Source organism: Streptomyces sp. NPDC030814 (assembly GCF_055572155.1).
Genome location: NZ_JBVIDX010000007.1, coordinates 275,838 through 288,676 on the forward strand (window position 1 = coordinate 275,838; position 12,839 = coordinate 288,676).

Sequence of the window (12,839 nt, forward strand, 5' to 3'; positions counted from 1 at the left end):
GCTCCGCATCCGGCGCGGGGCCGTCCGGAGTACCGCGAGACCGTGCACCTTTCCGGTCACAGGATCAGGGGCCGGCCACGAACGTGCGCGCCGCCTTGTCGTGCCAGCACTGGCGCCACGGCTTGTCGATCACACACCACAGGACGCCGATGACGCCGATGCCGAGCAGACCGGGGACGGTGTGGGCGAGCCAGCGGCGCAGCGACCCGCCGAACGACGGCGGTTCGTGGCCCTCGATGTCCCGGACGTCCAGGCCGAGCAGCTTCTTGCCGAGGGTGCGGCCCCATTTGGCGGTGGGCAGGACCTCGTAGAGGGCGCTGACGACGAACAGCACGCCCAGGACGATGCCCAGGTACACCGAGGTCGTGCCGTCGAGCAGCCAGACGGTGACCTTCTCACCGGAGAGCCTGGCCGCGTCGATCTTCTCGTTGATGTGGTCGAGCGCCCTGGTGCCGTACGGGACGGCGGCCACGGCCGTGACGGAACCGACGATCGCGCTGTCGACGAGCCGTGCCACCAGCCGTCTGCCGAGTCCGGCGGGTCTGGCCTCCGCCTGCCGTCGGGCGGCCGCCTGGAAGGGGTCCTCCACCACCGGCTTCCACGGTGCGACCGGCTGCTCGCTCTCCCCGCCGGCCAGCCGGTGCACCTGCTGCGCCCAGGAGGGCTGTCCGCCGCCGGCCCCGACGGCCATGGGGGTGTCGGTCGACTGCCGGGGCGCGGTGGGCTGCTGGGGCAGGCCCGCGGCGGGCTGCCCGGTCGGCGGGACCTGCGGTGTCTGCGCGAAGGAGCCGCCGACCGCCGGTTGCTGCGGCTGTCGCGGGGGCGGGGCGGTCGGGGTGAGAGGGGCCGCGGGGGCGGCGGCCGCCGAAGGCGCGGCGGGCGACTGCGGGGGCGGGGCGGCCTGCGGGCCCTGCTGTGGCCCGAAGGGCGGCGTGGGCGTCGGGGCGGGGGCCGGCGGTGCGGCCGGTGCGGTCGGGGACGATGCCTGCGGGGCGAGCCCCAGGGCCTGTTGGGCGGCGGCCTGGGCGCTGGTCAGCGGCGCGCCGAAGACACCGGGGGCCGGGCTCGGGCCCTGTTGTCCCGCGCCCGGGGGGTCCTTACGGAACGCCATGGTGCCGTCGGGCCGCGACGGCTCGGCGCCCCCGGCCGCGCCGGTACGGGGGCGGCGGAAGACCACCGTGCCCTCGGGCGCGCCGGTGTCGTCGTCCGCCGGGGGGATCGTCGCGGTGCCGTCCGTGCTCGCCGTGCGCCCGGACTCGCCCGCCTGGTCGCCCGTGTCCGCCGCGAGCGAGACCCGCGGGTCGGGGCCCTGGGCGGCCGGGGTCGCCGGCCGGGGCGAACCCCAGGAGACCCGGCGGTCGTTGTCGCCGCCGAAGCCGGTCTGCCGGGAGCGGTCGGCGCCCCACGCGGAGGCGGGTTCGGGTCGGTTGCCGTGCAGGGAGTCGGCGGCCGGCCGGCCGGCGGAGGCACCCGGCTGGTCGGCGGGCTCGGGGTCCTCGTCGAAGAAGTGCGGGCCCGTCTCCTCCACGGCGGCGGGGGAGCCTGGTGGCGGGGCGAGCGGTTCGCCGTCGGTGGGCGCCGGACGGCTCGTACCCGGCACCCAGGCGGCACCGTTCCAGTACCGGACATATCCAGGAATGGACGGGTCCGGGTAATACCCTTCGCGGGGCCTGTCGTCGCCGGGGGCCGGGGTTGGGGCGCTCATGTCCGTCGTCCCGTATCTGCTCGGGGGTTGATGAGGGGGCATCCACATCTACCAGACGGGGGCAAGTCCCATGACCGCTGCCGCCGGACCCGCCCCTTTCGAGCACGCGATCTGCTAGGGGGTGGCGTGGAAGTCCAGTGCGGTGCCCGCGGTCTCCGGTGCGTGGCCTCGGCGTGCCGGACGAAGGCCCTCGTAGCGGCGCTACGTGGGTCTTTGGCCGGTGCGGCGGGGGTGCGTGCCGGGCGCCGCGGGTGCTGTGCGGGACTTTCACACCACCCCCTACGGGCCGAGGGCTCCGCGCCAGGGCCGGCCACCGGTCGGCGGGCGCTCGGGGACCTCCGACGGCCGGGTACGAGACCCCGTGTTCGGGCGCCCCGTGACTCCGTCGGCGAACCCGTCGGAAAAAGTTCCGCGAACCCGCGTAATGAATCGGGGCCCGCTGCCCTCTCACTCGTACGGGCCCGCATCCGGGCCCCCGTACCGGAGAGGAATGACCACCATGAGGCACACCGTCGTGGAACGCGAACTGGAGCTGCGGCTCGTCCTGTCGCCCGAGCGCAGCATCCCCGTACCGGCCAAGCTGGGCTACCGCAGCGACGACCCGTACGCCGTCCACATCACCTTCCACATCAACTCCGAACGGCCGGTGCACTGGACGTTCGCGCGGGAGCTGCTGGTGGAAGGGGTGTTCCGGCCGTGCGGGAACGGGGACGTACGGGTGTGGCCGACGAAGGTGTCGGGGCGCAGCGTCGTGCTGATGGCGCTCAGCTCACCGGACGGGGACGCGCTCCTCGAGGCGCCGGCCGCCGCCGTGTCGGCCTGGCTGGAGCGCACGCTGCGGATCGTGCCGCCGGGCTCGGAGTTCGACATGCTGCGGATCGACGACGGGCTGGCCGAACTGCTCGCCCAGTGAGGCGGGTGTCTCAGAACAGCTTGCCCGGGTTGAGGATGCCCAGCGGGTCGAAGACGGCCTTCACCGCCCGCTGCATCTCCATGCCCACGGGGCCGATCTCCCGCGCCAGCCACTCCTTCTTCAGGATGCCCACGCCGTGCTCGCCGGTGATGGTGCCGCCGAGTTCCAGGCCGAGGGCCATGATCTCGTCGAAGGACTCGCGGGCGCGCCGGGACTCGTCGGGGTCTGTCGCGTCGAAGCAGACGGTCGGGTGCGTGTTGCCGTCGCCGGCGTGCGCGCAGACCCCGATGGTCAGGTCGTACTTCTCGGCGATGCGCTCCACGCCGTCGAGCATCTCGCCGAGCCGGGAGCGCGGCACGCACACATCGTCGATCATCGTCGTGCCCTTGACCGCCTCCAGCGCGGTCAGCGACATCCGCCGCGCCCTGAGCAGGAGTTCGGACTCCGCCGCGTCGTCCGCCGGTACGACCTCGGTGGCGCCCGCGGCCTCGCACAGCTCCGCGACCGCGGCGAGGTCGGCGGCCGGGTCCGGGGTGTCGAAGGCGGCCAGCAGCAGCGCCTCCGTGGTCTCCGGCAGGCCCATGTGGCCCAGCTCGTTGACGGCCCTCACCGTCGTACGGTCCATCAGTTCGAGCAGCGAGGGGACGTGTCCGCCGGCCATGATCCGGCACACCGCGTCGCACGCGGCCGCCGCCGACGCGAACTCCGCGGCGAGCACCAACTGCCGGGGCGGCTTGGGCTTGAGGGCGAGGACCGCGCGGACCACGATGCCGAGCGAGCCCTCCGAGCCGACGAAGAGCCGCGTGAGGTCGTACCCGGCGACGCCCTTGGCGGTGCGCCTGCCCGTCGACATCAGCCGCCCGTCGGCCAGCACGACGTCCAGGCCGAGGACGTACTCGGCGGTCACCCCGTACTTCACACAGCACAGGCCGCCGGAGGCCGTGCCGATGTTGCCGCCGATGGTGCACATCTCCCAGCTGGAGGGGTCCGGCGGGTAGGAGAGCCCGTGTTCGCCGACCGCGCGGGAGAGGGCGGCGTTGACGACGCCCGGCTCGACGACCGCGATCCGGTCCACGGGGTTGATCTCCAGGATGCGGTCCATCTTGGTGAGGGACAGCACGACGCCGCCCTCGGAGGCGTTGGCTCCGCCCGACAGGCCCGTACGGGCGCCCTGCGGGACCACCGGGACGCGCAGCTCGGTGGCGGTGCGCATCACATGCTGCACCTGCTCGACCGTCCGCGGCAGCACCACGACCGCCGGGGCACCGGCCTCGCAGAAGCTCGCCATGTCGTTCGCGTACGAGGCCGTGACGTCCGGGTCGGTGAGCACGGCCTCCGGCGGCAGGCCGCTGAGCAGTCGGTCGACGAGGTTGCCGGTCGCTTCGTCGCGCGGGGCTTCGATACGGCTCATGATCACAGGTTCGCACTCGCGGCCATCGGTGTGAAGGCCGTCGCCGCGAGCCGCCGGGTACGGGATGTGGTCGTCATATCGACGCACAGTGATCGATATGAGCGGTGTGAAGAACGGGAAGTCGGTGCTGCCGGGGGCGGACCGGGTGCGAGGGAGCGGCGAGGACGGGCGGGCCGGGCGGGCCGGGCGGTGGTGGAACGCCGATCGACTCCGTCTGGCACGGTGGCGGGACGGCAGGGCCGGCCGGGTGACGCGGAGGTGGGGGCGTCGGGTGGTCGGGGCGGCCGTCGGGGGCTTCGCCCTCGGCGGCGCGCTGTTGGTGGTGGCGCCGGACGTGGGCCGGGGCGGCGGCGGGGTGGCCGCGCGGGACGGCGGAGACGCGGGGCGAGGGGCGCGGGTCGTGGGCGCACCGGGCGCCGAGGCGCGCGCCGGGGCGCGTGGGGCGGGGGCGGAGGTGCGGGCTCGGGCGGGGGCCGGGGTGCTGGCGGCCGGGGTGCCGGTCGGCTCGGACGAGCTGGCGGTGCTCATCACTGACCGGGAGGAACGGGTGAGGGCGCGGCCCCGGGACAGCGGGGCGTGGGCAGTGCTGGGGGCGGCGTACGTCGAGCGGGCGCGGCGGACGGGCCGCGTCCTGGACTACCCGAAGGCGGAGAAGGCCCTGCGTGCCTCGCTGCGCCTGCGCCCGCGCGGCAACGCCGACGCGCTCGACGGCATGACCGCGCTCGCGAACGCCCGGCGCGACTTCCCGGCGGCGCGGGTCTGGGGCGAGCGGGCCGTGGCGGAGTCGCCGGGGCGCTGGACCTCGTACGCGCTGCTCCTCGACGCGTACGACGGGCTCGGCCGCTACGACGCCGTGCGCAGCACCCTGGAGCGGCTTCTGGAGGCCGACGCGGGCCCGGCGGCACAGGCCTGGGCCGCCCGTGTCTACTGGGACCAGGGCCGACGTGAGGATGCGGCCGTCACGCTCGCCGACGCGGCCGCCGCCGCGGGGCCACCGGCTGAGGAGGCCGCGTTGTGGGTGCGGGCCGGGGAGTTGGCCCGGGAGCGGGGGGAGCCCGCCGAGGCGTTGCGCTACTTCACGGCGGCGACACGAGCCGACGCCGGCGCCGCCGACGCGCTCGCGGGACGTGCGCGGGTGCTGGCGGCGGTGGGGCGGACGGCCGAGGGGGTACGGGCGTACCGGGCGGCGCTCACCCGGCGGCCGTCGGCCCGAGTCGCTCTGGAACTGGGCGAGTTGTACCAGTCGCAGGGGCGGGCCGGGGCGGCGGCGAAGCAGTACGGGGTGGTGCGGGAGCTGGTCCGGCGGTCCGCCTCCGCCGGGGTGAACGAGGCGCTCGTCCTCGGCGCGCTGGAGGCGGACCACGGCGATCCGGGGAAGGCGGTTCGGCTGCTGCGCGCGGAGTGGCAGCGGCAGCCGGGGCTGCGGGTCGCCGACGCGCTGGGGTGGGCCCTGCACCGGGCGGGCGCGGACGAGGAGGCACTGGGGTACGCGAGGCGGGCGACAGATCCTGCGCGGGGTGGGGAGGTGCGGTCGGCGGTGTACATGCACCACCGGGCGGAGATCGAGCGGGCGCTGGGGTTGTCGGCGTCGGCTCGGCGGCACGCGGAGGAAGCGCGGCGGATCAATCCCCACGTCGTGCCGGGGGGCGGGGCGCGTTAGAGCTCGGGGGGTGCGGGTGCGCTCCGCGGGTGCGGGTGGGTGGGGGCTGGTCGCGCGGTTCCCCGCGCCCCTGAAGGAAACGGCCCAGCGGCCCGCCCTTCATCCTGAAAAGGACGGGGCGCAGCCCCGGCCGCTTTTCAGGGGCACGGCGAACTGCGCGAGAAACCACAACGCACCCGCACCCGCCAACGAACCAGTACCCCCGAGCTATGAGGCGCCCTAAAGGTTGCCGCGCTTCTCCTGCTCCCTCTCGATCGCCTCGAACAGCGCCTTGAAGTTGCCCTTGCCGAAGCCCATGGAGCCATGCCGCTCGATGATCTCGAAGAAGACCGTCGGCCGGTCCTGGACCGGCTTGGTGAAGATCTGCAGCAGGTACCCGTCCTCGTCCCGGTCCGCGAGGATCTTCAGTTCGCGCAGGGTCTCGATGGGCACCCGGGTGTCGCCGACCCACTCGCCGAGCGTGTCGTAGTACGAGTCGGGCGTGTTGAGGAACTCGACCCCGGCCGCCCGCATCGTCCGTACGGTCCGCACGATGTCGTTCGTGTTGAGGGCGATGTGCTGGACGCCCGCGCCGCCGTAGAACTCCAGGTACTCGTCGATCTGGGACTTCTTCTTGGCGATGGCGGGCTCGTTGATGGGGAACTTGACCTTGAGCGTGCCGTCCGCCACGACCTTCGACATCAGCGCGCTGTACTCGGTGGCGATGTCGTCGCCCACGAACTCCTTCATGTTCGTGAAGCCCATGACGCGGTGGTAGAACTCCACCCACTCGTTCATGCGGCCGAGTTCGACGTTGCCGACGCAGTGGTCGATGGCCTGGAACGTGCGGTGGGCGGGCGGCTCGACGATGGGGTCGGCGGCGACGTAACCGGGGAGGTAGGGGCCGTCGTAGCCGATGCGCTCCACCAGGGTGTGCCGGGTCGTGCCGTACGTGGCGATCGAGGCCAGGACGACCGTGCCGTGCTCGTCCTTCACCTCGTGGGGCTCGGCGACGGAACGGGCGCCGTGCTCGATGGCGTAGGCGTAGGCGCGGCGGGCGTCGGGAACCTCGATCGCGAGGTCGATGACGCCGTCGCCGTGCTCGGCGACATGCTCGGCGAGGAAGTGGCCCCACGGGGTGGCGGCCTTGACGACCGAGGTGAGGACGAACCGGGCCGAGCCGTTCTCCAGGACGTAGCTGGCCGTCTCACGGTTGCCGGTCTCGGGGCCGGAGTAGGCGACGAGCCGCATGCCGAAGGCGGTGGAGTAGTAGTGGGCGGCCTGTTTGGCGTTGCCCACGGCGAAGACGACAGCGTCCATTCCCTTGACCGGGAAGGGGTCGGCCTGCCGGGCGGTGTCCGGGACGGGGTGCGTGTGCGCAGAGGTAGCTGCCATGGCCGCAGGCTCCCTCTGATCCCGCAAGGTGCGCAATAGTTCGCTTGTGTGCTGGACAATCTGCACAGACGAGGGCCCATACTCGGGCTGGTTCTGTACAGGATGCTCACCTCGGGAGGGCTCATGGCGATCGATCATCTGGACGGGCGGCTGATCGTGCTGCTGGCGCGCGAGCCGCGCATCGGGGTGCTGGAGATGTCGCGGCGGCTGGGGGTCGCGCGGGGCACGGTGCAGGCGCGGCTGGACCGGCTTCAGTCGAATGGAGTCATCCGGGGGTTCGGTCCCCAGGTGGACCCGGCGGCGCTCGGCTACCCGGTGACGGCGTTCGCGACGCTGCAGATCCGGCAGGGTCAAGGCGCTGATGTGCGGGCGCACTTGGCGACCGTGCCGGAGGTGCTGGAGCTGCACACGACGACCGGCAGCGGCGACATGCTGTGCCGGCTGGTGGCCCGTTCGAACGCCGATCTCCAGCGGGTGATCGACCGGGTCGTCGGTTTTGATGGCATCGTCCGGGCCGCCACGGCGATCGTCATGGAGAACCCCGTTCCGCTGCGGATCATCCCGCTGGTGGAGCAGGCGGCGGAGGACCGGGAGACGACGACGTAGCCGACCTGGGGGTACGTGCGGTGAGTTTCTGGGACTACGTGGACAGCTACCGCGAGAAGTTGCTGTTCGACGCCTACCAACACGCGAGCGCCGTTCTTCAGTGCATGGTCGTGGCGACGGTCGTCGGGGTGTCGATCGGGGTCGTCACCCATCGGCGGGAGTGGGCCGCGGGCCTCGCCACCGCCACGACCTCCGCCGTGCTCACCGTTCCCTCCCTCGCCATGATCGGCCTGCTGGTCCCGGTGGTGGGGCTGGGCGTGGCCCCCACGGTGATCGCGCTGACGCTGTACGGGCTGCTGCCGGTCACACGGAACACGATCGTGGGGCTCCGCCGGGTCGATCCGACACTGGTGGACGCGGCGAAGGGCGTCGGGATGTCCCGGTTCCACCGGCTGCTGCGGGTGGAGCTGCCGCTGGCCTGGCCGCCGATCCTCACCGGCATCCGGGTCGCCACGCAGATGCTGATGGGTATCGCCGCCATCGCCGCGTACGCCTCCGGGCCGGGCCTCGGCAACGAGATCTTCCGTGGCATCGCCTCCCTGGGCAGCGCCAACGCCCTCAACCAGGTGCTCGCGGGCACCCTCGGCATCGTCGTCCTCGCGTTGCTGTTCGACGCCGCGTACGTGCTGCTCGGGCGGCTGACGATTCCGAGGGGGATCCGTGGCTGACACCGGCGCGACCATTGAGCTGGTCAACCTCACCAAGCGCTATCCGGGCAGCCGTCATCCCAGCGTCGACGGCGTCAGCATGCGCATCGACGCCGGCGAGACGGTCGTGTTCGTGGGGCCGTCGGGGTGCGGCAAGTCGACAACACTCAAGATGATCAACAGGTTGGTCGAGCCGTCCAGCGGGTCCATCCTGATCGACGACGAGGACGTCACCGGACTTGATCCGGTCGGGCTGCGCCGCAGGACCGGCTATGCGATCCAGTCGTCCGGCCTCTTCCCGCACATGACGGTCGCCCAGAACATCGCCCTCGTGCCGCGGATGGCGGGCTGGTCCGCGCAGCGGGTCAGGGCGCGGGTCGCGGAGATGCTGGAGCTGGTCGGGCTCGATCCCGGCGAGTTCCGCGACCGGTATCCGCGCAGCCTCTCCGGTGGTCAGCAGCAGCGGGTGGGCGTGGCACGGGCGCTGGCCGCCGATCCGCCCGTGCTGCTGATGGACGAGCCGTTCGGCGCGGTGGACCCGATCACCCGCGGGCACCTCCAGGACGAACTGCTCCGGCTCCAGCGCGAGCTGCGCCGGACCATCGTGTTCGTCACCCATGACATCGACGAGGCGATCAAGCTCGGCGACCGGATCGCGGTCCTCAGGGAGCGGTCGCACATCGCCCAGTTCGACACCCCGGAGGCGATCCTCGCCCGCCCCGCCGACGACTTCGTCTCCGGCTTCGTGGCGGGCGCCTCCCTGAAGCGGCTCGACCTCACCCGCTTGAGCGACATGGGGGTCACCGGCTGCCCGACGGCGCATCAGGGTGAGCCGATCCAGCAGATCCGCAACCGGCTGCGGGCGAACGCCACCGACGAGGTGCTGCTGCTGGACCGGCGCGGGCGGCCGATCAGATGGCTGCGTGACGCCGACCTGCTGCGCGCCGAGGGGTCGCTCGCGGAGGCCGGGACACCGGTCGACGGGACGGTGAGCAGGGACGCCACGCTTCGGGAGGCTCTGGAGGCCGTACTGACCGACAGCGCGGACCGGGTCGTGGTCACCGGCCCGAACGGCGTGTACGCGGGCGCCGTCCACCTGGCGGGCCTGCTCGACTCCGTGCGCGGACTGCTGGCGGCCGACCGGAGGCGCGCGCTGGAACACCAGCACGAGCTGGAGGCGGCCAGGACCGGTCTCACGCACCCAGAGCAGGAGCGTGCCCCGGCGCAGGGACCGGAGGGTGACCCGTCGGGCCGGCCGGAGCGTGACCCGGCGGGGAGGGCGGGGTGAGCGCGCCGCCGGACGCGGCCCCGGAGGCGGACGCGTCGTCCACCGCCGCCGGGACCCCGGTCCCGCCCGCGTCACCCCACGCGTCCCGGTCCCCGGACGGGCCCCCGGGCGGAACTCCTTCCCCGTACGGGGCCCACGCGCCCAAGATCACCTGGCGGAAGCTCACCCTGCTCCCGAGTCTCCTCGTGGTGGTGCTCCTCGGGACCCTGGTCTGGTTCCGGCAGGCGGAGCTGGACGCGATCTCCGCGAACGCCCTGGCCGACGGGCAGGTGTGGCTGGCCCTGCGGCAGCACATCGCGCTGACCGCCGTGTCCACGTTCTTCGTGCTGGTCATCGCGGTCCCGCTGGGCGTCCTGCTGACCCGGCGGAGGTTCCGCGCGGCCACGCCCGTCGTGAGGGCCGTCGCCAACGCGGGCCAGGCCACCCCGGCCATCGGTCTGCTGGCGCTGCTGGTGATCTGGCTCGGCGTCGGACGCCGGGCGGCGCTGATCGGCATGATCGCCTACGCCGTCCTGCCGGTCCTGTCGAACACGATCGCCGGCCTCGGGGCGAACGACCCGACGCTCCTCGAAGCCGCCCGGGGCATCGGCATGTCACCGGCGGAGATGCTCGCCCGCGTCGAACTCCCGCTGGCGGTACCGCTGATCCTCGCGGGCGTCCGCACGGCCCTCGTCCTGAACGTCGGCACGGCCACCCTCGCCGCCTTCGGCGGAGGCGGCGGCCTCGGCGTACTGATCACCACCGGCATCACCAACCAGCGCATGCCCGTGCTCGTCCTGGGTTCGGTCCTGACGGTCGCCCTGGCCCTGCTGGTGGACTGGCTCGCCTCGCTCGCGGAGGTACTGCTCGTGCCGCGGGGCCTGCAGGAGGGCCCGTGAGACCGGTCGGGTCGCCGCCGCGGACGGCCCTCCTGCTCTGCGGGCTGCTGGCCGCCACCGGTTGCGGGCTGACCAGCGGCTCCCCCATGACGGACGACGTGCTGCCGGGCTCCGTCGGACGGGGCCGGCCCCTCGAGGGCGCCGAGCTGACCGTGACGTCCAAGGACTTCACCGAGAATCTGATCCTCGGCGCAATCATGGGCATCGCCTTCCAGGCGGCCGGCGCGGAGGTGCTCGACCGCACCGGCATCCAGGGGTCCTTCGGCGCCCGGGAGGCGGTCAGGAGCGGGGAGGCGGACGCCATGTACGAGTACACGGGCACCGCCTGGATCACGTACCAGGGCAACAGCGCCCCCATCGCCGACCCGCGCCGGCAGTGGAAGGCGGTGCGCGACGCCGACCTGCGGAACGGCGTGACCTGGCTGCCGCCCTCGGCCCTGGACAACACGTACGCCCTCGCCCTGAACCGCGCCAACGCCGCCAGGTACGGCACGAGGAACCTCTCCGAGGTGGCCGTCCTCGCGGCGCGGGACCCCGGCGCCGTCTCCCTCTGCGTGGAGGGCGAGTTCGCCAACCGCGCGGACGGGCTGCCGGGCCTGCAGAAGGCGTACGGGATGGACCTGCCCGCCGGGAACATCACGCAGATGGACACCGGGATCATCTACACCCAGGCGGCGAAGGGGAGTTGCGTCTACGGGGAGGTCTTCACCACCGACGGGCGCATCGCGTCGATGCGGCTCACGGTGATGGACGACGACCGGCGGTTCTTCCCGCACTACAACGCGGCCCCCGAGATCAACTCGGCGACCCTGAGGAAGTGGCCGGAGATCGCCGACGTCCTCGCCCCCGTCACGGCCGAGCTGAACAACGAGGTGGCCCGGAAACTGAACTCCGCGGTGGACGTGGACGGTGAGGATCCGCACCGGGTGGCGCTGGAGTGGATGGTGGAGCGGGGGCTCGTGAAGTCGCCGGAGTGAGCGGACCACGCCATCACGTCGCGGTCAGCAGCTCGGAACCGACCCCTTGCCCGACTCCAGGGCCACCAGGGAGCTGACCGCGTTCTTCAGCGTGGTCACCGGGATGAGCCTGAGCCCCTTCGGCAGCTCGGCCTTGGCGTCGGCGCACTCGGCCTTGGGGACCAGGAAGACCGTGGCGCCGTCACGGCGGGCGGCCTGCGTCTTGAGGGGCACTCCGCCGACGGCGCCGACCTTGCCGGAGCCGTCGATGGTCCCCGTACCGGCGATGACCCGGCCGCCGGTGAGGTCGCCGCCGCTGCCGTCGCCGTCGAGCTTGTCGATGATGCCGAGGGAGAAGAGCAGACCGGCGCTGGGACCACCGACGTCGGCGAGCCGCAGGGTGACCTCGACGTCGTCGGCGTCCTCACCGAGGTACGCGAGGGCCGCCTCGGTGGCCGTGTCCTGGGACTCCTTCATCTCGGCCGCGTTGTACTCCTCGATCTCCTTCACGGTCTCGCCGCTCGGGTAGACGGCGTCGCGGGGCATGACGGCCCGGTCGGTGCGGAACCAGTTGTCCAGCACGTCGCCGAGGCCGACGTCGGCGTCCGGGCCCGTCGCCACGATGGTCGTCATGCGCAGTTCGCCGCTGGTCCGCCGCGTTTCCGCGCCGGAAACGGTGATCACCGGCTCGCCCTTGTTCTCTCCGAGGACGTTCGCCGTCATTCCCGGCTGCGCGATGGTGAACGGCAGCGGTGCGAACGCGACCGTCGCGAGCAGACCCACGACGGGCACGGCCCAGGCGGCTACGGCGACGGGACGCGAAAGACGGGAGAGGCGAGAGAGCACGGGGTCAATCTAACGCGACGGTCGGTTTTGGCCAGGGGGCGGTGGGGGCCGACCGGGCCCGGGTGCCGAACGTCACTTCCCGTCCGCGTCCTCGAAGACCGCCAGCATATGGGTGAGCACATGGACGCAGGTGTCGATGTCCGCGCCGGTGATGTCGCCCCCGACCCGCGCCATCAGCCGGCTCTCGCGGGCGATGAGGTCGTCGATGGCTGTGCGGCCCGTGTCCGTCAGCCGGATCAGGGACGACCGCTGGTGCGCCGGGTTGGGGACGGCCTCCACGAGCTCGCCGTCCGCCGCCTCGTTGACCATCCGCTGCACGAACTGCCGGCTCACCGCGAGGGCCCGCCCCATCTGCGGAACGGTCAGCGGCCCTCTGGCACGCAGCAGCTCCAGCACGGCCCGTACGCCGATGGAGAGCCCCACGGTCGGCGCCTTCAGCTCCACGGCCTTGGTCACCCGGCGGTAGAGGGGGCCGAGGACGGCGAACACCTCGTACAGGCGCCCGGCCAGGACCTCGGGCGGAAGTGGCCGGTCCTTGTCGGTGCCGTGGGTGGC

Annotated in this window: 12 protein-coding genes; 7 read left to right on the forward strand and 5 right to left on the reverse strand. The window is 72.9% G+C overall.

From position 1 onward, the window contains the following. Nucleotides 1–64 precede the first annotated feature (64 nt). Entirely contained in the window at nt 65–1,705 is a 1,641-nt protein-coding gene (locus ACZ43N_RS17970) for an RDD family protein (protein ID WP_468098480.1), read from the reverse strand. A 499-nt stretch (nt 1,706–2,204) separates the two neighbouring features. On the opposite strand from ACZ43N_RS17970, the gene ACZ43N_RS17975 reads away from it, so the two are divergent. After that, on the forward strand, nt 2,205–2,618 hold the full coding sequence (locus ACZ43N_RS17975; protein ID WP_468098482.1) for an SsgA family sporulation/cell division regulator: 414 nt from the start codon (nt 2,205–2,207) through the stop codon (nt 2,616–2,618). Between the two features lie 10 nt (nt 2,619–2,628). Here the strand turns inward: ACZ43N_RS17975 and ACZ43N_RS17980 are convergent, their stop codons facing one another. Next, nucleotides 2,629–4,035 (reverse strand): FAD-binding oxidoreductase, encoded by a 1,407-nt coding sequence (locus ACZ43N_RS17980; RefSeq protein ID WP_468098636.1) that lies wholly within the window; start codon nt 4,033–4,035, stop codon nt 2,629–2,631. Between the two features lie 91 nt (nt 4,036–4,126). Here ACZ43N_RS17980 and ACZ43N_RS17985 point away from each other — a divergent pair, with 91 nt between their 5' ends. After that, on the forward strand, nt 4,127–5,689 hold the full coding sequence (locus ACZ43N_RS17985) for a tetratricopeptide repeat protein (RefSeq protein ID WP_468098483.1): 1,563 nt from the start codon (nt 4,127–4,129) through the stop codon (nt 5,687–5,689). A 219-nt stretch (nt 5,690–5,908) separates the two neighbouring features. Here ACZ43N_RS17985 and hppD read toward each other — a convergent pair whose 3' ends face one another. After that, entirely contained in the window at nt 5,909–7,063 is a 1,155-nt protein-coding gene (hppD, locus tag ACZ43N_RS17990; protein WP_468098484.1) for a 4-hydroxyphenylpyruvate dioxygenase, read from the reverse strand. 123 nt (nt 7,064–7,186) lie between these two features. On the opposite strand from hppD, the gene ACZ43N_RS17995 reads away from it, so the two are divergent. Genes ACZ43N_RS17995 through ACZ43N_RS18015 form a run of 5 tightly spaced genes read left to right on the forward strand, consistent with a single transcriptional unit; the run spans nt 7,187 to nt 11,459 of the window. Beyond that, nucleotides 7,187–7,669, forward strand: coding sequence for an Lrp/AsnC family transcriptional regulator (locus ACZ43N_RS17995; protein WP_055520818.1), 483 nt, complete (start codon nt 7,187–7,189; stop codon nt 7,667–7,669). 20 nt (nt 7,670–7,689) lie between these two features. Beyond that, complete coding sequence (locus tag ACZ43N_RS18000; RefSeq protein WP_468098486.1) at nt 7,690–8,337, forward strand: ABC transporter permease; 648 nt, start codon at nt 7,690–7,692, stop codon at nt 8,335–8,337. Then, nucleotides 8,330–9,604 (forward strand): ABC transporter ATP-binding protein, encoded by a 1,275-nt coding sequence (locus ACZ43N_RS18005; RefSeq protein WP_468098487.1) that lies wholly within the window; start codon nt 8,330–8,332, stop codon nt 9,602–9,604. Before ACZ43N_RS18000 ends, ACZ43N_RS18005 begins: the two co-directional genes overlap by 8 nt. Then, entirely contained in the window at nt 9,601–10,482 is an 882-nt protein-coding gene (locus ACZ43N_RS18010; RefSeq protein ID WP_468098489.1) for an ABC transporter permease, read from the forward strand. The genes ACZ43N_RS18005 and ACZ43N_RS18010 overlap by 4 nt, the downstream gene beginning before the upstream one ends. After that, nucleotides 10,479–11,459, forward strand: a complete 981-nt coding sequence (locus ACZ43N_RS18015; RefSeq protein ID WP_468098490.1) for a glycine betaine ABC transporter substrate-binding protein — start codon at nt 10,479–10,481, stop codon at nt 11,457–11,459. Before ACZ43N_RS18010 ends, ACZ43N_RS18015 begins: the two co-directional genes overlap by 4 nt. 24 nt (nt 11,460–11,483) lie before the next feature. Here the strand turns inward: ACZ43N_RS18015 and ACZ43N_RS18020 are convergent, their stop codons facing one another. Then, nucleotides 11,484–12,284, reverse strand: coding sequence for a S16 family serine protease (locus tag ACZ43N_RS18020; RefSeq protein ID WP_468098492.1), 801 nt, complete (start codon nt 12,282–12,284; stop codon nt 11,484–11,486). Between the two features lie 72 nt (nt 12,285–12,356). Next, nucleotides 12,357–12,794: a MarR family winged helix-turn-helix transcriptional regulator gene (locus ACZ43N_RS18025; protein ID WP_468098637.1), complete on the reverse strand. Its 438-nt coding sequence runs from the start codon at nt 12,792–12,794 to the stop codon at nt 12,357–12,359. Between the last annotated feature and the right edge of the window lie 45 nt (nt 12,795–12,839).